This window comes from Allomuricauda sp. ARW1Y1 (assembly GCF_013407935.1).
Lineage (GTDB): Bacteria > Bacteroidota > Bacteroidia > Flavobacteriales > Flavobacteriaceae > Flagellimonas.
This window is the reverse complement of the sequence record NZ_JACBZU010000002.1, coordinates 471396-493812: the sequence shown is the minus strand read 5'-3', so window position 1 is coordinate 493812 and position 22417 is coordinate 471396. Positions and strand designations below refer to the sequence as shown.

The window sequence follows — 22417 nt, the reverse complement described above, 5'->3', positions numbered from 1 at the left end:
ATGCGGAAATGAGCCTAACAAATACTGATTTGCACTCCTCGCTCAAAAAATATTTTGGTTTCTCGAAGTTTAAAGGGTTACAGGAAGGTGTAATCCAAAATGTGCTTAGTGATAATGACACTTTTGTAATCATGCCCACGGGAGGAGGTAAATCCCTGTGCTACCAATTACCGGCCCTGATGAAAGAAGGGACTGCTATTGTAGTTTCCCCGTTGATAGCCCTTATGAAAAACCAAGTGGATGCCATACGTGGCATATCTGAACAGAATGGGATTGCACATGTCCTCAACTCTTCTTTGACCAAAACAGAGGTAAAGCAAGTAAAGGAGGATATTGTGAACGGAGTGACCAAGTTACTTTACGTAGCACCGGAATCCTTGACCAAGGAGGAAAACGTTGATTTTTTACGGAAGGTAAAACTGTCGTTCGTGGCCGTGGATGAAGCCCACTGTATTTCAGAATGGGGTCACGATTTTAGACCAGAATACAGAAACCTACGCGGCATCATCAATCGGTTGGGAGACAATATCCCGATTATTGGCCTCACCGCAACGGCGACTCCAAAGGTACAGGAAGATATTATCAAAAATTTAGGGATGACGGACGCCAAGGTGTTCAAGGCATCTTTTAACAGGCCCAATCTGTTCTACGAAGTGCGTCCCAAAACCAAGGATGTGGATGCGGACATCATCCGTTTTGTAAAACAGAACCAAGGAAAGTCGGGAATCATCTATTGCTTGAGCCGAAAAAGGGTCGAGGAACTGGCGCAAGTACTCCAAGTGAATGGAGTGAGTGCTGTCCCGTATCATGCCGGGTTCGATGCCAAAACACGTTCCAAGTATCAGGATATGTTCTTGATGGAAGAGGTAGATGTGGTCGTGGCTACCATTGCCTTTGGTATGGGCATCGATAAGCCCGATGTGCGCTTTGTCATCCACCATGATATCCCAAAGAGTATTGAAAGCTACTATCAGGAAACCGGTCGTGCCGGACGGGATGGTGGCGAAGGGCATTGCTTGGCGTATTACGCGTACAAGGATGTGGAAAAACTGGAAAAGTTCATGTCGGGAAAGCCTGTGGCCGAACAAGAAATTGGGAATGCACTGCTTCAGGAAATCGTGGCCTATGCCGAAACATCCATTTCCCGAAGAAAATTTATACTCCACTATTTTGGGGAAGAGTTTGATGAGGTCAATGGGGAAGGAGCCGATATGGACGACAATGCCAGAAATCCCAAACCCAAGGAGGAGGCCAAGGATGATGTTGTCAAATTACTGAGTGTAGTTCGGGACACCAACGAAAAGTTCAAGACCAAGGAGATTGTGCGTGTACTGGTGGGCAAGACCAATGCCATGATTTCTTCCCATAAAACAGACGAGAAAGGTTTCTTTGGAATAGGCAAGGACAAGGACAAGGAATTTTGGATGGCCTTAACAAGGCAGGCGCTAGTGGCCGGACTTTTAAAAAAGGAAATTGAGCGCTATGGGATTCTCCATGTAACCGAGGAGGGAAAACAATTTTTGGAGAAGCCCACTTCGTTTATGATGACGAAAGATCATGTGTACTCCAAGGACGAAACGGGCAATATTGTCACCGCCGAAAAATCGAACGGAGCCGTTGCCGATGAACAATTATTGAAACTACTTCGTGATCTTCGCAAAAAGGAGGCGCAGAAATTAGGGGTCCCACCCTTTGTGGTATTTCAGGACCCTTCGTTGGATGATATGTCCTTGAAATATCCTGTTACCATGCAAGAATTGATCAACATTCAGGGAGTAGGTGAGGGCAAGGCAAAAAAATATGGAAAGGCCTTTGTAGATTTGATCTCGAAGTATGTAGAGGAAAATGATGTGGTAAGGCCGGACGACCTTGTTGTAAAAAGTACGGGAGCCAACTCGGGATTAAAACTTTATGTGATTCAAAGTGTAGATAGAAAATTGCCTTTGGATGACATTGCTTCGGCCAAGGGACTGGAATTGCCGGAACTCATCAAGGAAATGGAGCAGATTGTGTTCAGCGGAACCAAGTTGAACATTGGGTATTGGATCGATGAAATATTGGACGAGGACCAACAAGAAGAAATCCATGATTACTTCCTGGAAGCCGATACCGATTCCATCTCGGCGGCCATAGAAGAATTTGACGGCGATTACGAAGATGAAGAACTTCGCTTGTACCGCCTTAAATTTATAAGTGAAGTGGCGAATTAAAATTCGCCACTCAATTCTCCTGTAGTGATCGCCGCTACTATAAATCCAAAGTAAAGGATTGTAAGTACAAGGGACACTACTGCTAATGCCAATCCGATATAGGATAGGATTTTGCCCGTTTTTACATTGCTGTAATCCGTATAATTTTCGGGGTTTGCTTGGTACAACTGGTCCGCACTTTTAGCTTTTACCAATCCGATAATGCTAAATATGGCACCAAAAGGACCACAACAAAACAAAGTGAGGACAATGGAGAGTATCCCCATTGTCAACACCGTGCTTGCCCCGGGTAAGGGTTGTTGGCTCATATCTTTTTTATTGATATTGTTCCGTCATTTCCTGTACTTTTTCCATGTAGCCTTCCCAGCCTCCCATTTGGTTAATGGTCCACAGGGTATACAATAAGTACAACAGACCGAGTACCATACCAATGATAGCCAGTGTGCGAACGGTTTTTAAAGTTTTGTAGTTTTTGTAAAGCTCTGGGTTCTCGGCATAGGTTTTTTCATCTTTTCTAACGAGTAAAAAAGCTATTCCGCCCAAGACAAGCCCAGGAGCTCCTCCAAAACAGCAGCATAAAAATGATAAAATTGCCAAAACTAAGGCGATGGTTACATTTGGAAGGTTCTTTTGTTCCATGGTTTAAATGTTTAGTGTAAGAATTTTAGAATATAATTTATTAAAATCAAAGCTACCGTAACTACTCCTAATCCAGATATCCATCGGTGGTCCACCGATAAATTGAATATCTTACTGCTAATTACCAGTGCGAAGAGCGGTATTATGGTGTAAATGGCAGGATACATTTGAAAAGCTGCCACAAACTCTCCATGCAGGAGAAGGTGAACCGAACGCTGTAAACCGCAACCAGGACAGTCCACTCCCAAAAGTTGTTTGTTTAGGCAGGGCAGCATATAGTCCTCTAAACTAAAGGCGGTTATGGTTGGCATTAGGTTCGTCATAATACTGTCGAGCCCGAAAAATACTATTATTTTTGTATCTGTGATTAATTTTCACCTCATTTTTTAGAGAAGAAACGCAATATGGGCAAATTTTCAATTGGAGATAGGGCAGAGGTACTGGACGAAGCCATTTCTGGAGTGATTCAGAAAGTGGATGGCGATAGGGTGACCTTGATTACCGAGGATGGTTTCCCGATGCACTTTATGGAGAACGACCTCGTGAAGATTGAAGGTGATATTTCGGTGACCAATTATGAAGTGGCCCAAGTCAAAAAGGAAAAGGCGGCCTCCAAAAAAAGGAAAGCCCCAACTATAAAGCCCAAAGAACGCAGTGCGCCAAAAATGGAGGTCGATTTACACATCCATCAACTGGTAAAATCGAGCAAGGGCATGAGCAACTACGATATGCTCAACATTCAGCTGGACACCGCCAAAAGGCAATTGAATTTTGCCATCAGCAAACGAATCCAAAAAGTGGTGTTTATCCACGGAGTGGGCGAGGGTGTGTTAAAAGAAGAGTTACGGTATCTGTTCAATCGCTACGATAACGTAAAATTTTATGATGCGGACTATCAAAAGTATGGCTTGGGTGCCACCGAGGTCTACATCTATCAAAATGCCTAGTTGGGCACTGGCGTAGTTACTTCACCAAACTCATTGATGGCCAAGTTGGTAATGCGCTCTCCATTACTGGTCACAAAAGATATTCCACTAAGGCTTATGTTGTGCACAAAACGGGTAGGGTCGTTTTCAGAAAGCATTGTTTCTACAATCACAGCACCATCCTGTGCCACCACTTCTTGGATTACTGTTGGTTCTACGACAGGAATTTCATCACAGAAATAATCCTTGTTCACCGTGCCGGAAAAAGCCCGATAGGTGACTTGGGATTGGCTGGGCACTGCACTCTCGGTAATCACCGTTTCGCCCACGACCCCTTTATTAAGCGTTCCGCTCTGTAGTTCGAGGATGAGCGCCTCGCTATCGTTTATTTTGAACATGAGGTTTTTGGCATTTGCGACCGGATTGGCACAAAACTGAAGGGAGGCACTGTCAAAGTCGATGGTTTCTATTTCAAGGTCACCATCGCTGCAAGACCCCAACATACCTAAAACAAGTACTGAAAAGACGAATTTTCTCATGCGCCAAATTTAACGTAAATCAATTTTACTATACCAATCCTTGTGAATAGTTTAAAAGAAATTAACTTTATTTCCTGTACTTTTGCTCCTCTCAAAAAAGAACTCGACCATGCAAAAAGTCTATTTGGACAATGCCGCCACCACCCAAGTGAGGCAAGAGGTAATCGAACGGATGCAGGAGGCCTTGGCCCAGCATTACGGAAACCCTTCCTCTACCCATAGTTTTGGACGATCCGCTAAAACGGCGGTGGAGCAGGCTCGAAAAACCATTGCCAAGACCTTGAATGCCCAGCCTTCCGAGATTATTTTTACTTCGGGCGGAACAGAGGCCGACAATATGATTTTGCGTTGTGCAGTTCGGGATTTGGAGGTAAAGACCATCATTACCTCCAAAATAGAACACCATGCCGTATTGCATACCGTGGAAGAGTTGGAAAAGGAGTACGGCATGAACCTATGGTTTGTAGATCTGGACGAGTTCGGAAATCCAAATCTGGGTCATTTGGAGACCTTGTTGAAAAAAGATGATTCCAAGAAACTGGTCAGTTTGATGCATGTGAACAATGAGATTGGGAATATCACCGATATTGCTGCGGTAGGAGAACTATGCAAAGCGAACAATGCCCTGTTTCATTCCGATACCGTGCAGTCCATTGGCCATTACCGATGGGATGTGCAGGGAGTGCATGTGGATTTTTTGGCAGCAGCAGCCCATAAATTTCACGGTCCAAAAGGAATCGGCTTTGCTTACATCCGCAAAAATTCGGGATTAAAGCCATTAATTTTAGGTGGGTCCCAAGAAAGAGGCTTCAGGGCCGGAACAGAGTCTTTTCACAATATCGTTGGGTTGGAGGAAGCTTTTATAAAGTCGTACGAGCATTTGGAAGAGGAGACCACGACCATAAGAGAGCTCAAAAGGTACTTTGTGGAAAGGGTTTTGGCAGAAGTGCCCGGAGCCGAATGCAATGGACTCTCTGGCGATATGGAAAAAAGTACATACACCTTGGCCAATATCCGCTTGCCTTTTGATAAGCAAAAAGGGTTGATGCTTTTGTTCCATTTGGATATGAAGGGCATTGCTTGCTCCAAAGGCAGTGCATGCCAATCCGGAAGCAATCAAGGTTCACATGTGCTCAACGAAATTTTATCGGGAGAGGAGTTGGACAAGCCATCCCTTCGTTTCTCGTTTTCTATGTACAATACCAAGGAAGAATTGGACTATACGGTCGAGGTGCTAAAGGAGTTCGCTAACAGCTAAGCGTTCCTGTAGCCTAGTTTCTATTTCTTCTTTTTTCCTTATCGTATGGAAACTTTCTGGATGCGGTTTTCATCATCTTATCGATAAGCTCATTCGTATTTTTGCCCGTCTTTTTGGAAATTTCATTCTCGTATTTCCATAGCAGCTTGCCGGTTTCGCCATCGCTTATTTTAACCCCAATGCGTCCATAGTTGGCATTGCCGCTGAAATAATCCAAAATGCTGAAATCTGTAGGGACCCCTTCGGAAAGTAAGATATTGAGGTTGAGGTTACCGCTAATGATACCGTCCACTTCCAATATTTTGCACAGCTCCTTAGTGGTGTAGGTGTCAATGTTATCGTAAGTGATATTGTTCTGTGCCAAAATAGCATTGGTGTTGGCTATGTTTTGAAAGTCAACATTGAATTTTTTCCTTTTTTTTCGTCGGGAAAAATAGGTTTCCAAGGCATTTTGCACTGCATATCCTTCCTTTTGGGCCAATACGTCGAGCTCATCTTGATCTACGGCTTTTTTAAGTTCCAAATTGGCAATAAAGGGAACTATGGCAAGAATCTCGTGGTCCTCGGTGTATTCGTCAAATCGTATACTCTCATAAATGTTCTTTTGGCCCATTGCCATCGTAGTGGCAAAAAGAGTAAGCACAAAGACAATCTTTTTCATTGATCTGTTTTTAATTCAACAATCTTCACTAAGGTTACGGTTGTTGTTTATAGATGGCTGACTTTATGTATGGTACAAAAGCCATGCAAAAAAGACATGTTTATAACGCTGTCCGATTTTACGTGTGCAAAAATAAGGCTATTTCCTGAAAAAGTTGGCCGTATAGGTACTGGAATTGCCTACGTTGTCGGTAACAATAACTTTTAGTTCACATTCGGTATCCGTCACAACATTATCATCAAAATCGTAGGTGATGGTGTTGGTCTTGGGTTCGTACTCCATCAATATCCATTTGCCGTTCAAGGTGGCCGAATAGGTGTCAATTCCGCTCAGGTCATCGGAGATGGTCAAACTGAGATAGCTGTAATTGCTCAACCATTGCTTTGCCTTAAAATTTTTGGGTCTTATCTCTGGAGCAACACTGTCCTTGACCAACGTATAGGTGCCCAAGGTACGGGTGCGAGTGGTGAAAGAGCCATCCCTTTTATACGTTTTGGAGTAGGAGGGGCGCCCCCCACGCTCCAAATGGGCAATGAACAGTTGTTTTCTATCCGCCTCTGAATGGCCGGAAGGGTCAAAACTAATAGTGAAGTTTCGGTGCGCCGCTACACTATTATCGTGAATGGTAACTGTATCGGAGCCTTTTTCCAAGTGGATAAAGAAATCTTTATAAAACGTGTTCGCCGGGAAATATACTTTGGCCACACCCAAATCAAAGTTGTTGGGCTTGTCCGCAATCACAAAGTGATCTGTGGTTTTGTCCGCTTTCCCAATTTTCTCCTCTTGCTGTTTGCCCTCAACAGGAATAACGAGCTTGGTGGTATTGCCGGCCAAATCGGAAATATGCAGTTCCACATTGTACGACATGCCATCTTCCACATCGATTTTACCGTCATTGTAGAGCGTTTTGTAGATGCTCAAATAGTTGTAGGGTTCCTTAAAGCATTTTTGAATACGGTCCCTGTTGTTGTAGTAATGTTCATAATCAATCAGTGTATTGATGTAGAGCGATTCTCCGAAGGAGAAAGTTTCAAAATCGAATTCGGAATATACCCTACCGTTCACCGTTTGTTTGATGACGTAAACACCATTCTTATTGGCGGCCATATCCAAGCGGTCGAATGTATTGATGCCAAAACCGATGGTGCCGATCGCGCTTACCGGGTCGGCTAAAAAGGAACCATCCGATTGTCGGGTGAAATTCAACTGGATTTTTTCGGCACTCTGGTTGATCAAAGCCCCATCGGATATGGGATATCCATAAAGCTCCAAAAGGGTAGGATCTGTAGCATCCCTGACCTCGTAACCGTACAGAAGCGGGTTGGTAGGTTTACCGTTCACGCTGTTCCGTATTTCAAAATGCAGGTGCGGACCTGCGGAACCACCGGTATTTCCGGAATAGGCAATGGTATTTCCCTTGATGACCTTTAGGTCCCCATAATCTGGAAATATTTCCACTTCGTAGGACTTTTCCCTGTATTGCACTTTTTTGACATATTCCTCGATTTCGGGCCCAAACTTTTGCAGGTGGCCATAAACAGAAGTATATCCATTGGGGTGTGCTATGTAAAGAACCTTGCCATAACCCCAATGCGAGACTTTTATGCGCGTTACCGTGCCATCTGCAATCGCAAAAACAGGTAATCCCTCGCGCTGTTGCGTTTTGATGTCCACACCGGCATGGAAATGGTTGGAACGTAGTTCCCCAAAAGTTCCGGCCAACACTAAGGGAATGTCCAAGGGAGAGCGGAACGCATCTTGCGGATATTCTTGTTGTGCATGTAGGTGGAAAATGATGGAAAAAAGGACTAAAAAGCAGGTGTGGCGCATAGGGCAATTCAAAAATTATCTACGAATGTAACCAATGTTTTGATTTGATGAAAAGATTTGAACGCCCCTATTTTGCTTAAAGCAACACTTTAAGAATAAATCCAAAAAGTATTGCGAGGTTGGGCGAGGTTGGTTAACTTTGTGTAATACGTATTGTTGTTTGCATCTATGAGCGAACTTGTTGAGATTGTGGATTCTTTGGAGAACAAGGTGAGCAAACTGCTGCACAAAATGGAGCTGTTGCATCAATTGAATGCCAAATTGAGAAATGATTTGGAACTTCTGAAGGAGGAAAACGAACTTAAACAGAACGCTCTCAAAGAATGGGAGGAGAAATATGACTCCCTAAAAATGGCGAACACGATGCTGGGTAGTAATTCGAGTAAAACAGAAGCTAAGCTCAAAATAAATACATTGATCCGCGAACTGGATGTTTGCATTGCAAAACTGGCGGATTAAAGGTTACCGAAATTATGGACGAGAAGCTCAAAATAAAGCTTTCGATTGCCGATAGGGTATATCCACTTACGATTGACCCAAGGCAGGAGGAAGGGTTGCGAAAGGCAGCCAAGAATATTGAGAATCTGGCAAAGAAGTTTGAGCAAAACTATGCCGTTCGGGACAAGCAAGATGTGCTGGCCATGTGCGCCCTGCAGTTTGCATCCAAAATTGAGCAAGGCGGAATAGACCGTTCCGAAAATGCAGAGGCCGCTATGCAGCGACTCAGGGCGTTGGACGAGTTGGTCCATTCCAAACTGGGGGAATAAGTTCTTTTAAATAAAATATTGTTACTGCCCACATTGGTAAATATTTTTTGACAAACTCAACACTAATATAATTAGAAAGGGTGAGTTTAGGCTGTAAAAGCAGGCCCTACCCGTATAGGGATCCTTGATCAGTCTGTTAGCCCTAAACCTGTATTTCGGAGTTTGTACAAAACTTCTTCCGATGTGGGCTTTTTTTTTAACTAAACACAAACTAAACATGGATAATATCATAGTGATTGTTGTTGCGGCAGTCGTTGGATTGGCAATTGGTTTTGCCATTGCCAAAATGATGGAGAAGGGAAAGGCATCCAAGACCATTGCCAATGCAAAGCGGGAAGCGGCCAATATCGTAAAAGAGGCCAATAAGGAAGGGGAAAGCATCAAAAAGGATAAGATCTTTCAGGCGAAGGAGAAGTTTTTGGAGTTGAAGGCAGAGCATGAAAAGGTCATTATCAACAAGGATAAAAAAATCGCCGAAGCCGAAAAGCGCACCAGGGACAAAGAATCGCAGGTGAGCAGCGAATTGGCCAAGAACAAAAAACTGAACGACCAACTGCAACAGAAAATCAAGGAGGTCGATTACAAAAGCGAGATACTCGATAAGAAACAGGCCGAAGTAGAGAAATTGCACAAAAGTCAGGTGCAGCAACTGGAGGTCATTTCAGGACTCTCCGCAGAGGATGCCAAGGCACAACTGCTAGAGTCTTTAAAAGAAACCGCCAAGAGCGATGCCATGGCTTACCTCCAAAACACCTTGGAAGAAGCGAAGCTTACCGCGCAACAAGAGGCCCGAAAGATTGTAATCAATACCATTCAACGCATCGGAACCGAAGAAGCTGTTGAAAACTGCGTTTCCGTATTCAATTTGGAGTCAGATGACGTAAAAGGGCGAATCATCGGTCGCGAAGGAAGAAATATCCGTGCACTGGAAGCGGCCACTGGGGTTGAAATCATTGTAGACGATACGCCTGAGGCCATCATACTGTCCTGCTTCGATTCTGTGAGACGGGAAGTGGCCAGATTGTCCTTGCACCGATTGGTAACTGACGGTCGAATCCACCCTGCCCGTATCGAAGAGGTGGTCAAAAAGACCGAGAAGCAAATCAATGAGGAAATCGCCGAAATTGGAAAACGTACCGTGATAGATTTGGGTATCCATGGCCTGCACCCCGAATTGATCAAAGCTGTTGGGCGAATGAAGTACCGTTCCTCTTACGGACAAAACCTCTTGCAACACTCTAGGGAAGTCGCAAAACTTTGCGGTGTAATGGCTGCGGAATTGGGTATAAATCCAAAATTGGCGAAAAGAGCTGGATTGTTGCACGATATTGGAAAAGTACCCATGGCCGAGGTGGAAGTGGAGACCCCACACGCCATTTTGGGAATGCAATGGGCACAAAAATATGGGGAGAAAGATGAAGTATGCAACGCGATTGGTGCCCACCACGATGAAGTAGAAATGACCACACTTATTTCACCCATAGTTCAGGTGTGTGATGCCATCAGCGGTGCACGTCCTGGCGCCAGAAGGCAAGTGCTGGATTCCTATATCCAACGTTTGAAGGATTTGGAGGATATCGCCTTTGGTTTCCACGGCGTACAGAAAGCCTACGCCATTCAAGCGGGTAGGGAACTACGCGTGATTGTGGAGAGCGAAAAGGTAAACGATGACAAGGCCGCAGAACTTTCGTTCGAAATCTCCCAGAAAATCCAAACGGATATGACCTATCCAGGCCAAGTGAAGGTCACCGTGATCCGGGAAACCAGATCGGTGAACGTAGCGAAATAATTAGTACCCGGCATTCTTTAAAACCCAACTTATGGGGAGATCCGTGTATTGCGTGCTGGATCGGTTTGTAGTGTTGGTCGGATTTTTGGTCATAACTACCAACCACATACCATCACCATAAGTAATGGTGGTAATGGAGTATCCCTTTTCGGCCCGTTCCTTGATCCATTCGAACGGATAAGACGCATCCGTTTTCCAAGTTTGTGCCCCTAATTTGGAACCCTTGGTCATCGTTAAGGCCCATAATCCGTTACCGTAGGTGGCCGAAGTAATCGCATAGTCCTCGTTCCAGCTATCAATCATCCAATCCCTGGGTATATCGTAGCTTGTACGCCAACGTTGGGTGCCAAATCCAGTGTTCTTGTCCATGGCAAGGTACCAGTTGCCACCCCCGTACATCATAGAGGTAATGTGGTAACCGTCATCCCATTTTTCGCTGACCCATTCCTTTGGAAAAGTTTCGGATTTTCTCCAAGATTGTGGTCCACGGCCAGAACCCTTGCTCATCAGAACCACAAAGGTTTTTTTGCTTTCATCATAATCGAAGGTGCTGATGTAGAAACCGTTCGCCCATTGACTTTTTATCCATTCACTGGGAAACTCTGTCGATTCTTTGATGCGCTGTTCCGAATAGGAGGTTTTGGTCTTGGGGTCCATTACGGCTGCCCAAACTGATTGACCATCCACACCATTGGCCAAAACAGTAACCGAGTTATTGGGTACTGAAAAGGATAGTTCACCTTTGTTCATGTACATGAGTAACTGGAGCAATTCTTCACCTTCTAAAAAGTAATCGTCCAAATACCCCTTCGTCATCGCTTCTGGGTTGAGTTCTACCCAGTACAGCATTGGCTTCATCACTTGTGTGAAGTCGCCACTCGAGAACGCATTGTCATCGGCAGTATAGGCTTGGAAGGAGCCCCCGTTATTTTTCAGGTAAAAATTATCTGCGCTGTAGCTGGATCCGGATGGCCCGCGAACAATGTAAGCGTCGTATCCATTCAGGTATTTGTCCGTTGTACCATCCGCTTTTTGAAAGTCCTTGTAACTGCAGATATAGCCCGCGACTTTGTCTGCCCCGTTGGCATAATATTTTACACGCACCACTGCTTCGGTATCGCTATAAAAAATGACAAGGGCAGTGTATTTCACATCCCCGCTCACCCAGCTGGTCTCAAAATAGTTTTGTGAGATGCCCGGAAGGCTGCAAAGCAAGAACAAAAAAAGAGTAAAAAAATTCTTCATTGGTATTGGATTGGTTGGTATTTGACTATAAAAATGAAGGTTCCTAATGGAAAACCCAAAAAAATGAGATGTAAGGATAAAAAATGGATGTGAATTTCATTTTGATGGAAGTCGAGACTCCATTTTATGGATATCCTGTATCAACAGGAGATAGGCTGACAATTATCATACTTTTCCAGTAGGTATTGGAGTAACTTCATTCGAGGAATTGATAAACTACTGGAGTGATGAAAAATAGTGTACCTATCTCAAAAATAATGACCAGAAAACTGGTCACGCTCTCTCCCCAAGATGATTTGGTGACCGCGGAGCGATTGTTTAAAAAGCACCATATACGACATATCCCTGTTGTTGAGGGGAATACCATCAAAGGCATGTTGAGCTATACGGATTTGCTCCGGATTAGCTTTGCCGATGCGGTGGACGAACATGAAGAATATGTGGATACCATTGTGTACAACATGTTTACCATACCACAAGTGATGGTGAGCGATGTGGTTACCGTATCTTCGACAACTTCCATTAAGGATGTAGCACGTTTTCTTTCAAAAAAGGAGTTTCATGCATTACCGGTGGTGGATAACGGAAAAATTGTGGGGATCGTTACCACTACGGACTTGATCAACTATTTACTCGAATGTATCGAAGCTTAGGCGAAAGAAAAGCAAAGGGCCGCTTTTAGCGGCCCTTTGTTGTTTTGCCAAAAGGCAATGTTTATTCTTCCTCTTCGCTGCCCTCAGTTTCTTCCTCTTCACTTTCTTTATTGAGCTTATGCTCCAAGATATTGAGGTTTTTCATCTTTTCCTTCCAGGTTTGGAGTGCTTCTTTTTGCTTGTTCAATTTTTGGACCACCTCTTTCACCAGCGGATTGTCCTCTGAGTCGTTAGAGAAAAACTGTAGATTGTTCTCCAATTGGCGTATTTCGGACTTGACTTCGTCAATTTTGCGTTTTACAAAAATACGCTCATTGCCAATGGCGTAATTGTCCTCGGTCTTGGCCAGTTCCTGTACCTTGTTTCCATACTTCAACAACTCGGATTGTTCCTTGGCAATCCCCATTTTTTTGAACAGGGCGTCCACAATTTTATTGAACTTCCCGTTGATGTGTTTTTTATTGTAGGGAATACGGCCATATTGCTTCCACTCGGACAAAAAGGCTTTGATGTCCTCGATATCCTTTTTCTTGTCTCCGCTCAATTGGAAAGCTTTTAAACGGTCAAGGCACTCGCTTTTCTTTTTAAAGTTCTCGAACTCTTCGTTATGGGCGTCGTTTCTTTCGGCATGCAAACGGTCAAAATAATGATTGCAGGCATCCTTGAACTCTTTCCATATTTTGTCGGAGTACTTTCGGGGCACATGCCCAATTTTTTTCCAGTCGCGCTGTATGCGCTTCATCTGTGGGGTTACTTCGGCCCAATCATCACTATCCTTCAGGGAAACGGCTAACTGCAAAAGCTCCCTTTTCTTTTCAAGGTTTTGCTGTTGCTCCTTTTTTTGGTTTTTGTAAAAGGCATTTTTGGTACGGTTGAACTTGCGTACGGTCTCCTTGAACTGTCCCCAAGTTTCCTCGTTTACTCTTTGGGGCACCTTTCCTGCCTTAAAGAAGGATTCGCGAAGCGCCTCCACCTCCTTGATTTGCTGTTGAATTCCGCGATGGTTGTCGGCCACGTTTTCGGCAATCTTGGTTATGCCCGCAATAATCTCTTGTTTTTTCTCAAGGTTTTTCTCGTAGACCTTCTCCAACTCTTGGAAATGCTCTTGCCTCCGTTGGTGCATGGCCTTGGTGGCATTGCTGAACTTTTCCCAAATTTCTTCCCGATGTTCCTTGGCAACGGGACCAATGTCTTCCTTCCATATTTTATGAAGGGTCTGCAGTTCGCGGAAGGCCTTGTTCAGGTCCGGTTCATCGGCCAATGCTTCGGCACGTTCCACCAATTTCTGCTTCTCTTCAAGATTGTGTTTAAAATCAAGGTCACGCAATTCTCGGTTGAGGTGCAGGAAATCATAAAAGATTTCCATGTGATGGTGGTAAGTGCGCCATACATCATTGTAATTGGCCCTTGGAATAGGCCCTGCATTTTTCCAGCGGTTTTGCAGGTCTTTGAAATTATTGTAAGTGGTGTTGATATCTTCCTCAATGTCGATGAGCCCTTTGAGTTCCTCTATGATTTCCAACCTTTTCTGCAAGTTGGTTTTTAAGGACTGGTCCAGTTGTTTGTAGTACTGGTCCCGTTTTTCCCTAAAATCCGAGTAGACTTCGTTGAACTGCCTTTTGGCTACCGAGTTGTACCTAAAATCCACTTCATTTCCTCCCTTGGAGATGAATTCTTCCTTTTTCTCATCCAGAAAATCCTGAAATTTCTGGTCAAATTCATATTTAATTGCGCTCACATGCTTGTTGATGGCCTGTACTTTCTCATTCTTGACCAAGCGCTGGAGCTCCCCAACAAGGTTTTCCATGGACATAGAATGATAGTCCAGCATGGGGATGGTGTGCCTTTTTTCGTTTTCGGTATCCTCGGCATCCTCAGCGTTGGATTCATCGATTTCATCCAAGTGATCGTTGGACTCTTCCTTTTTGGGGCTTTTATCGTCGCTATTCTCTGTGGGAACCGCTTTGGATTCGGGTTCATTGGAACCTTCGGTTTCGGATACTGTATCCTCGGCTACTTTTGGTTCGGCCTGAGTGGCTTGTTCCAATGGTGCCTTTCTTTGTTCTGTAGATTCCTCTTTGCCACCTTCAGCCTGCTGAAGTTTACGATCCTTGTCCTGCATTAGTCGCTAGTTTACCTAATTGATTGATGAAAGTTATAGCCAATTTAACAACTTAATTGTCTAATAGCAAAAGTATTGATTCTTCTTTTGTGCGATTTGGTGGATGTACGGAAGGGCCGGATGTCTTTACCAAAGGTAATTTTTAGACTTGGTTCCAGATTTCCCACGCCTTTTCTGCCTGTTGTTCGAGCATGTTTAGACCATTGCTTATCTGGGCACCCCTTGCTTCACCTGCTGCTAAAAAGCTTGTTTTTTCTGGGTTGTAGATCAGGTCGTAGAGTAAATGGTCGGTTCCTATAAACTCGTAAGGGATGTCGGGTTTATCCTCTGTTTTTGGATAGGTTCCCAAGGGTGTACAGTTAATAATGAGTGTATTTTCCCTGATGATGTCCCCGTTCAAGTCGTCATAGGTATATTGGCCTTCTTTGTTGCTGCGGGATACATAGGTGCTTTCAATACCCAATTCGTTGAGCACAAATCTTACGGCTTTTGAGGCGCCTCCTGTTCCCAGAATCAATGCTTTGGTATGATGTGCTTTTAAAAAGGGTTCCAGTGATGTTCGGAATCCAAAGGCATCGGTGTTGAAGCCCTTGAGCCCTTTTCCTGTGAATTGAATGGTGTTGACGGCACCGATTTGAGCTGCTTTGGGGTCCAGTTCATCCAAATAAGGCAATACCTCTTGCTTATAGGGAATGGTGACGTTAAGGCCTTTTACGTTTTTTTGTGCCAAGACCTTCTTAATATCGTCGATTTGCTGGATATCAAAATTTTCGTAGCTATGGTCTTGAAGGCCCAAATCCTTGAATTTTTGGGTGAAGTATCCTTGGGAAAAGGAATAGGAAATATTTCTACCGAGTAGCCCGTACCTGTTCATTCTTTTTTCTGTTGTTGCCATACCAATCCAAAATCAATAATACCAAAATCCCCATCAATATAAAAAGGATGGCCCACCAAGTTTCCGCCTCGGCCATATTCGGGAAGTGTCGTGTATAATTTTGAATAATCTTGTCGCCGTTCGAATCCAATAACGGATTTCCGGCTTCATCCAACTTAAAAATAGTTCGTTTCCATGGCCAAAGAACCCCCAACGACCCCGTAATAAAGCCCAACAGGACTGCCGTTGTAGTTGCTTTGAAATGCTTCAATACATAACTGAGCAAATGGGAAAAGGTGACCAATCCGGTAATTGAACCCAACGTGAACACGCCTAAAATTTTTAGAATCTGAATACGTTCCCTGTTGTTTACAAAGCTGAAATCGCCCGAAAACACTTCGGAAAATGTATCGTAAAGGGCATTTACGGAATCAACCAAGAGCAGGACATAATTGCCCAACAGAATCAAAATAAACGAACCGGAAAGTCCTGGAAGCGTCATTCCGGAAACACTGATAATCCCGCAGAAGAAAATAAACAGCAAATTATCGTTCTCCTTGGCAGGGTTCAAAAAACTGATGGAAACACCCACCACCAAACCAAATATTCCTGCTGGAATGGTACGCTGGTTCCAAGGCGAAAAGTCTTTTCCGATATAGTAAATGGACCCGATGACCATCCCAAAAAAGGTGGCCCACACAAAGAGTTCGTTGTGATCCAAGAAATAGTCCAAAATCCGGGAAACGCTAAAATAGCTGACCAACATCCCGAAGATCAGGAGCCCCAGAAATTTGGCATTGATGTACCTAAAAAAACTTTTGAATCTGCCGTTGAACAGCAGTTTTACCGCTTTGGAGTTTAGTTTTTGAAGCGAGTAGATGAATTCTTCGTAAAAACCAGCCACAAAGGCCACAATACCTCCGGAAACACCTGGAACCTTGTTCGCAGCTCCCATGCACAGTCCCTTAATGACCAAGAAAAAATTATCCAGAAGTGTTCTAGGTTGCTGCATGCGCCTTTACGGGTTTTCCTTATTTTTTGGAAGCTAATCTTTCCAGGATAAAAATAAGTGAAAAACCTAGGATGGCTAACACTAGGGCAAGCATTAATTTGCTATCGCCCTCAAAAGCGCCGGGAAGCACGTTCATATCGTCCACCACAATGGTCTTGTCACCAAAGGTTTTGGTTTCCAATACCTTTTTCCAGGGCCAGATTTTATTTAGTGATCCCAAAATAAAGCCTGTCAAAAGGGCCAAGGTGATGTTTTTGTAGTGGTTGAACATCCATTTGAGCAATCGAGCGAAGCTCAAAAGGCCAAAAATAGCTCCAATGCCCACGGTCAATATAATTTTAAAGTCCCTTTCGTGAACAGCGTCCAAAATGGTTTTGTAGGAGCCAAGCAGTACCAAAATAAATGCCCCTGAGATTCCGGGCAAGATCATAGCACAAATGGCCAAGGCTCCGGAAAGGAACAGATAGGGGAGACTATCCACATTATCGCTGGCCGGCAGTTCGGTAATAAAAAAGGCAAGGGCCGCACCCAGAAGCAATATCGCAATCGAACCCATGTTCCACCTCGTGATTTCCTTACCGACCATAAAAATGGAAGCCACCACCAAGCCAAAAAAGAAAGACCAGAGCAAAATGGGCTCATTTTCCAAAAGCCAGCTCAAGAATTTGGCCAGGGAGAGGACGCTGATAAAAATCCCAACGAACAATGCCAAAAGAAAGTTGCCATTGACCTTGTTCCAGACGGCTTTGATACCGTCTTTTCGCAACATTTTGATGAGGGAAAGGTTTATGTTGTTGATGGAGGTGATGAGTTCCTCATAAATTCCGGAAATAAATGCGATGGTTCCTCCGGATACTCCCGGGACTACGTCGGCGGCACCCATGGCCATACCTTTAAGGGTGATAAATACGTAGTCCAGTGTACGACGTGCTTGCATGAATTTTTGGGCTATGGTGGGGTTACTTGGCGGTTCTCTTAACTTTGGAAACCAACGCTTTCACCCAATCAACTTCTATGAATTCTGGGAATTCCTTTTCAAACTGCCGCAATTTACCAATATCCACTTTCATGGCCTTGGACAAAATGGTTTTTGCTTCGTCCAAGTCGTTATTTTTTAAATGGAGACCCGCCAATTTGTAGGTGAGGTCGGAATTATCGGGATAAAACTCCAAACCTTGAATAAGTACTTGAATAGCGGAATTGTAGTCCCCAATTTGGTTGAGTACTTCGGCCCAGTTTCTCCATGTTGCCAATTCGTAGTTGCCCAAATCCACCGCTTGTTTGTAGGCAAAGTCGGCTTCATCATAATTTTCGAGCGCTGCATAAATCTTGGCTGCTTTTTTCCAATATTTTGGGTTTTCACCATCTATATTGATGGCCTTGTTGATATAATACAGGGCTTTTTCGTAATTCTTTTGTCCATAATGGAAATCGGTGATGGCCAACCAACCTTTGTCCAACAAAGGGTCTTCATGTACGGTATGATAGTAATAATACTTGGCCAGATCGTAATTGCCCAGTTTTTCATGGCATTTGCCCAAACGTAAAAAAGCATAGGAAGTAGGGTCTTCCATAGTAATGGTGGACTCGTAGTTTTCTATGGCTTCGTTGTACCTGCCCAGTTTTTCCAACACCTTGCCTTTTTCAAAATAGGCCCCGATGAAAGAATCGTCTGAAATCACCGCAAAATCAAATGCCGTCAATGCTTCCAGATACAAATTTTTGGCCAAGTACATTTTACCGAGTTGATGCCAGGCCACTTCGCAGTAAGGATTGCGGTCCAAATAATCGTTCAGGTAGTAGATGCTCCCATCAAAATCTTCCAAAAATTCAAAACAGTACACCACATTGTATAGGGATGAATAGTCACTGTCGTCCATTTCCACACAGCGCATAAAGCTGAGTTTGGCCTGCTCGTAGTTATCCATGAACAGGTATTCCATTCCCAAAAGGGAGTGGATGTCAAAGGAGTGGTCGGTCACGTTAAGTGCTTCCAAGAGCAAATTTACTGCTTCCTGGTGTTTGTCCTGCTTGGAACGGATATTGGCTCTTTGGATGTAGATTTCTTCATTGCCCGCATTGATGTTCTGGATTTCATCCAAGAGTGTCTCTGCAGCTTCAAATTTGTCCTCAAAAGCCAAAACCTCCACCTGCAAAAGCTTTAATTCCATGGAATTGGGATGTTGTTCCAGACCAATTTGAATGGCTTTTTTGCCTAGGGATATTTTGCCGTTGTTCAGGTAGTGATGGATGATTTCCTCAAAGTCCTCCGCATCGAAGAAGTAGACGTCATCCGTCTTGAGCATGGACTCAAATTTGCTTATCGATTTGTCAGGATATTCGTTAGATTCTAACGCCATAGGAACGTTTTTGGTTGAACTATGGACTTAAAATTAACCTTTTGGGTTGCTCTTGAAGTCCATTTTTAGGGTATGTTATCAACAAATTAGTTAACAGTAGGGGTTGGATAGTCGTTTAAAATGCCAAGTATTAAGTCGCAACCTTCCTCAATTTCTTTCATGGAAATGGTGAGTGGAGGCGATATTCGAACGGCTCGCTGCTCGAACAGTAACCAGAATAAGATAAGACCTTTTTTTGCGGCTTCCAGCACCACGTAATTGGCTATCTCCTTGTTTTTCATGATGGGAGCCAGCATCAACCCTTTTCCTCTGACTTCGTCTATTAATGGATGTTGTAATAGTTTTCGGAACAGCTTTTCCTTTTCCAAGGTCTGTGCCATAAGGTTGGTTTCGGTAATTTCCTTCAAGGTGGCCAAACTGGCGGCTGCGATGACCGGATTTCCCCCAAATGTGGTGATATGCCCCAGTTTTGGCTGGTCCATCAAATCGCTCATCAATTCGTGCGAAGCCACAAAAGCGCCCACAGGCAAACCCGAGGCCATTCCTTTGCCGATGACCATAATATCGGGAACGCAATTAAAGTGTTCAAAAGCGAACAATTTGCCCGTACGTCCAAATCCGGGTTGAATTTCGTCCAATATTAGCAAGGCACCGACTTCGTCGCAGCGTTTTCTAACCTTTTCCAGATAGCCATTTTGGGGCACAATAAACCCAGCACCTCCTTGGATGGTCTCCAGTACCACTGCGGCAGTGCGTCCCGTGATTTGTTCCAAATCGTTCTCCGAATTGAACTCAATAAACCCCACATCGGGAATCAAAGGGCGGAAGGCACCTTTGCGTTCTTCGTAAGTCATCAAACTCAAACTGCCCATGGTATTGCCATGATAGGCGTTCTTGGCAGCGATAATTTGGGAGCGGCCTGTATGTCTTCGGGCAAGTTTTAACGCTCCTTCCATGGCTTCCGTTCCTGAGTTGACCAAATACGTGGTACTTAGGTTTTTTGGAAGAAGGGAGGCCAGTAGCTTGGAATATGCTACGGCAGGCTCCTGTACATACTCCCCATAGACCATAACGTGCATGTACTGGTCCACTTGTGCCTTGATGGTTTCCACCACCCTTGGGTGTCCATGTCCCAAACTACATGCCGATACGCCTGCCACAAAATCCAAATGGGCATTGCCGGCCTTGTCATAAATGTAGCTTCCCTTGGCATGGGAAACTTCCAAGGCCAGTGGGTGTGGTGTGGTTTGGGCTTGGTATGTGAAAAAATCGTTTTTCGACATGGCTATCGGGTCTGTGCCTTCTTTTTGAGCACGGGTTTCTTTGGCTTTGTCGCCTTGGTATTAGGTACGTTTATGGGGTCGTTCGTATTGTTTTGCCGCTCGTTTTCCTCGGCATCAATATCTATCGGGTTGTCTATACCCCTAATTTTGACCAATTCGATGTTGTTGTCGTCTTCATCAAAAATTTCTTCTTTGGACATGATCCGTTCATCACCACGCCAAACAAAGCCTTTCAATTTTCGACTTTCCACGGGTAAATCGGTCTCTGGGAAAATATCACCATCGGGATTCACAAAGAAGGTAATGTCCTCAATATCGTTATTGGCCATCAGCAGCCTGATTTTGCTACAAATGGTTTTGTCAATACCCACAAGTTCCTCATCATCGTTGTAAACGTAATAGATGACTTCGGTGTTCTGGACCAAATCAATGATTTTCAATTCGTTTTCAATGAACTTGCCAAAAAGATTTTTGCCTTTAGCTTGGTTGTAGCCGGTTCTACTGATGGTATCCAACGAAATAATAAAGGCATTTTCTATCACTTTGAGGGAATCCAGCTTATCGGTTTCCAAATCGGAAATCAAGTGAATGCTATCGCCTGTTATTTGATTATCCACATTCCATAAAATAGGGTCGGTGATCAATTGGGTGATGCCCGTTTTTTCCTCAAAATGGATGGAATCACATTTACCGCTCAAATCCGTTTTGTAAAATTTGGCGTTTCTGAAAGCTCTCAGAACGCGCTCTTCTTCCTTTCCGGTCACCATCAAGGTATCGCCGTGCATGTAAAGGGAATCCTTTTCCACCAAACTGATGGAAACCGCTCTTTTGGTGGCAAAAACAGAATCTTTGGCTTTGTGCACCTCGGCGTAGTGTGCCCGAATCACCCCATTGTTGATGGTGTCCGTGATTTGGATATTGTTGGTGGCCGAAGCAAATTCCTTGAACTTATCGAAATACAGGCTGTCGCCCTCGATGATTTTATTGTCGTAATCAATACGGGTGTTTTTGATACCGTAGCCCTGTTCAATCTTGGTGTCGTAGAAGCCGCGCTCACAATAGATTTTATATTCCTCTCCCGTTATCGTGGAAGGGCCGTACATATAGGCGTTTTTGGAAGTGGTGTAATAGTCCAATTGCTCCGAATCTATGATGTAATCTGGGTTGTCGATATGTACATTGCGCTGAAATTGGTACTTTTTTGGGGTCATAAAGTAGGTACCCACCTTGCTGGTCAGCACATTGGCCGAGTCAACTACCTTACCTCCTGAATTGTAATAGGCCTCCTGCTTTTCCCTATTAAAATAAAGCGTATCGGTGGTCAACCGCATCTGTCCGTTCGTAAGGTCCACTTTTTCCCAAGCCTTTGCGAGTTTGGTGTTCCCGTCGTAATCCATCTTCCCGCTGTTCATTTCAATGGAATCACCCTGTTGCAAGCGGATATTTCCAATGGCTTTTAACCGGTTTTCTTCCGCATAAAAAATGGCAATATCGCACCAAAGGTCCGCCCCTTGATGCTCAAACTGCACCTGCCTTTCGTCGTCCTTGCTAAAAATCGAAGCACCGGGAAATTGGGCCTCATCCTTGGTGAAGTTGGCCCCATACACGATGTTGATTTGTCTTCCACCTTCTGGCTGTTGTTCTTGGGCAATCCCACTCAAAAAGGCAAAAAACACTATGAAAAATGCACTATTTTTCAAATTCATTGAATTTTGCCCAAAAGTAGGATTTTTAACGGAAGTGGCACACATCCTTTAGAAAGCTTTGGCAATTGTATCCCAAAGGGCTACAGCTATCAGAGTTTTATTTTCCCCTTTTGAGAGCTAGGGTGATTTGACCGCAATGATAGCTGTTGTGGTACAGGATATGCCCGAACAACTTGATTCTGGAAATTGGTCCAAAAAATGGAGTTTCAATGGTTTCCATCCACTCCTCCTCGGAAAGGTTTTCCACCAAATCCTGTAGTATTTGATAGCCGTCTTCCACCAATTTCTTGCTTTCTTCCCATTGATAGACCTTGCCCGTATCCTTTTCACCCATGGTGGTATTCTGAACCGTGGTGGGAATACCGAAAAACTGACTGATCAAGTGCATGATTTCCCCTATGTGCTTATAGATAAAGCCCACGGAAGCGGTATCGTCGTTCAATCGTAAGGAACTGTTCTTTTGGTCGATTTCCTTAAACGTGTAACTGCACGTTTTTAGATTTTGATCCAATAAATCCTTAAGGAGGTATTTGGTCATATAAA

The 22417-nt window shown here is 44.0% G+C and carries 22 protein-coding genes and 1 other RNA gene; 8 read left to right on the top strand and 15 right to left on the bottom strand.

Annotation, left to right across the window (positions count from 1 at the left end):
- Window positions 1–8: 8 nt before the first annotated feature.
- Window positions 9–2210 (top strand): DNA helicase RecQ, encoded by a 2202-nt coding sequence (gene recQ / locus GGE08_RS06975; protein WP_179384177.1) that lies wholly within the window; start codon window positions 9–11, stop codon window positions 2208–2210.
- On the opposite strand, the gene GGE08_RS06970 is transcribed toward recQ, so the two are convergent.
- From GGE08_RS06970 to GGE08_RS06960, 3 genes are read right to left on the bottom strand one after another with little or no spacing between them, the layout of a single operon-like run.
- Window positions 2207–2518: a CCC motif membrane protein gene (locus GGE08_RS06970; protein WP_179384176.1), complete on the bottom strand. Its 312-nt coding sequence runs from the start codon at window positions 2516–2518 to the stop codon at window positions 2207–2209. The genes recQ and GGE08_RS06970 overlap by 4 nt on opposite strands.
- Window positions 2519–2525: 7 nt before the next feature.
- Window positions 2526–2849, bottom strand: a complete 324-nt coding sequence (locus GGE08_RS06965) for a CCC motif membrane protein (RefSeq protein WP_179384175.1) — start codon at window positions 2847–2849, stop codon at window positions 2526–2528.
- Between the two features lie 11 nt (window positions 2850–2860).
- Window positions 2861–3124: a DUF2752 domain-containing protein gene (locus GGE08_RS06960; protein WP_306456986.1), complete on the bottom strand. Its 264-nt coding sequence runs from the start codon at window positions 3122–3124 to the stop codon at window positions 2861–2863.
- 129 nt (window positions 3125–3253) lie between these two features.
- Here GGE08_RS06960 and GGE08_RS06955 point away from each other — a divergent pair, with 129 nt between their 5' ends.
- Entirely contained in the window at window positions 3254–3796 is a 543-nt protein-coding gene (locus GGE08_RS06955; RefSeq protein WP_179384173.1) for a Smr/MutS family protein, read from the top strand.
- Here the strand turns inward: GGE08_RS06955 and GGE08_RS06950 are convergent.
- On the bottom strand, window positions 3793–4314 hold the full coding sequence (locus GGE08_RS06950) for a hypothetical protein (RefSeq protein WP_179384172.1): 522 nt from the start codon (window positions 4312–4314) through the stop codon (window positions 3793–3795). The two genes, GGE08_RS06955 and GGE08_RS06950, sit on opposite strands and share 4 nt — an antisense overlap.
- Window positions 4315–4423: 109 nt before the next feature.
- On the opposite strand from GGE08_RS06950, the gene GGE08_RS06945 reads away from it, so the two are divergent.
- Window positions 4424–5572: a cysteine desulfurase family protein gene (locus tag GGE08_RS06945; protein WP_179384171.1), complete on the top strand. Its 1149-nt coding sequence runs from the start codon at window positions 4424–4426 to the stop codon at window positions 5570–5572.
- 13 nt (window positions 5573–5585) lie between these two features.
- On the opposite strand, the gene GGE08_RS06940 is transcribed toward GGE08_RS06945, so the two are convergent.
- Window positions 5586–6233 (bottom strand): hypothetical protein, encoded by a 648-nt coding sequence (locus GGE08_RS06940; RefSeq protein ID WP_179384170.1) that lies wholly within the window; start codon window positions 6231–6233, stop codon window positions 5586–5588.
- A 138-nt stretch (window positions 6234–6371) separates the two neighbouring features.
- The gene (locus tag GGE08_RS06935) at window positions 6372–8063 is read right to left on the bottom strand and encodes a M23 family metallopeptidase (RefSeq protein ID WP_179384169.1); all 1692 of its coding nucleotides are present in this window, start codon (window positions 8061–8063) and stop codon (window positions 6372–6374) included.
- Window positions 8064–8231: 168 nt separating this feature from the next.
- Here GGE08_RS06935 and GGE08_RS06930 point away from each other — a divergent pair, with 168 nt between their 5' ends.
- From GGE08_RS06930 to rny, 4 genes are all read left to right on the top strand, one after another.
- Window positions 8232–8522: a hypothetical protein gene (locus GGE08_RS06930; RefSeq protein ID WP_179384168.1), complete on the top strand. Its 291-nt coding sequence runs from the start codon at window positions 8232–8234 to the stop codon at window positions 8520–8522.
- 14 nt (window positions 8523–8536) lie between these two features.
- Window positions 8537–8830: a cell division protein ZapA gene (locus GGE08_RS06925; protein WP_127141430.1), complete on the top strand. Its 294-nt coding sequence runs from the start codon at window positions 8537–8539 to the stop codon at window positions 8828–8830.
- 54 nt (window positions 8831–8884) lie between these two features.
- A non-coding RNA gene (ssrS, locus tag GGE08_RS06920) (6S RNA) lies at window positions 8885–8994 on the top strand.
- Between the two features lie 53 nt (window positions 8995–9047).
- The gene (rny, locus tag GGE08_RS06915) at window positions 9048–10619 is read left to right on the top strand and encodes a ribonuclease Y (RefSeq protein WP_179384167.1); all 1572 of its coding nucleotides are present in this window, start codon (window positions 9048–9050) and stop codon (window positions 10617–10619) included.
- Here the strand turns inward: rny and GGE08_RS06910 are convergent, their stop codons facing one another.
- Entirely contained in the window at window positions 10620–11864 is a 1245-nt protein-coding gene (locus GGE08_RS06910; protein ID WP_179384166.1) for a hypothetical protein, read from the bottom strand. It abuts the gene before it with no gap.
- A gap of 227 nt (window positions 11865–12091) precedes the next feature.
- On the opposite strand from GGE08_RS06910, the gene GGE08_RS06905 reads away from it, so the two are divergent.
- Complete coding sequence (locus GGE08_RS06905) at window positions 12092–12517, top strand: CBS domain-containing protein (RefSeq protein ID WP_179384165.1); 426 nt, start codon at window positions 12092–12094, stop codon at window positions 12515–12517.
- Window positions 12518–12578: 61 nt separating this feature from the next.
- Here the strand turns inward: GGE08_RS06905 and GGE08_RS06900 are convergent, their stop codons facing one another.
- The 8 genes from GGE08_RS06900 to GGE08_RS06865 all read right to left on the bottom strand — a co-directional run bounded on the left by GGE08_RS06900 (window position 12579) and on the right by GGE08_RS06865 (window position 22412).
- The gene (locus GGE08_RS06900; RefSeq protein WP_179384164.1) at window positions 12579–14639 is read right to left on the bottom strand and encodes a DUF349 domain-containing protein; all 2061 of its coding nucleotides are present in this window, start codon (window positions 14637–14639) and stop codon (window positions 12579–12581) included.
- 142 nt (window positions 14640–14781) lie between these two features.
- Window positions 14782–15534, bottom strand: coding sequence for a shikimate dehydrogenase (locus GGE08_RS06895; protein WP_179384163.1), 753 nt, complete (start codon window positions 15532–15534; stop codon window positions 14782–14784).
- Window positions 15488–16525 carry a DUF368 domain-containing protein gene (locus tag GGE08_RS06890; protein ID WP_179384162.1) on the bottom strand — a complete coding sequence of 346 codons (1038 nt, stop codon included), beginning with the start codon at window positions 16523–16525 and terminating at the stop codon, window positions 15488–15490. Before GGE08_RS06890 ends, GGE08_RS06895 begins: the two co-directional genes overlap by 47 nt.
- 19 nt (window positions 16526–16544) lie before the next feature.
- The gene (locus GGE08_RS06885; protein WP_179384161.1) at window positions 16545–17462 is read right to left on the bottom strand and encodes a DUF368 domain-containing protein; all 918 of its coding nucleotides are present in this window, start codon (window positions 17460–17462) and stop codon (window positions 16545–16547) included.
- 22 nt (window positions 17463–17484) lie between these two features.
- Window positions 17485–18885, bottom strand: a complete 1401-nt coding sequence (locus GGE08_RS06880) for a lipopolysaccharide assembly protein LapB (protein WP_179384160.1) — start codon at window positions 18883–18885, stop codon at window positions 17485–17487.
- 86 nt (window positions 18886–18971) lie between these two features.
- The gene (locus GGE08_RS06875; RefSeq protein ID WP_179384159.1) at window positions 18972–20168 is read right to left on the bottom strand and encodes an aspartate aminotransferase family protein; all 1197 of its coding nucleotides are present in this window, start codon (window positions 20166–20168) and stop codon (window positions 18972–18974) included.
- Window positions 20169–20170: 2 nt separating this feature from the next.
- On the bottom strand, window positions 20171–21874 hold the full coding sequence (locus GGE08_RS06870; protein WP_179384158.1) for an OstA-like protein: 1704 nt from the start codon (window positions 21872–21874) through the stop codon (window positions 20171–20173).
- A gap of 97 nt (window positions 21875–21971) precedes the next feature.
- On the bottom strand, window positions 21972–22412 hold the full coding sequence (locus tag GGE08_RS06865) for a DinB family protein (protein ID WP_179384157.1): 441 nt from the start codon (window positions 22410–22412) through the stop codon (window positions 21972–21974).
- Window positions 22413–22417: the final 5 nt, after the last annotated feature.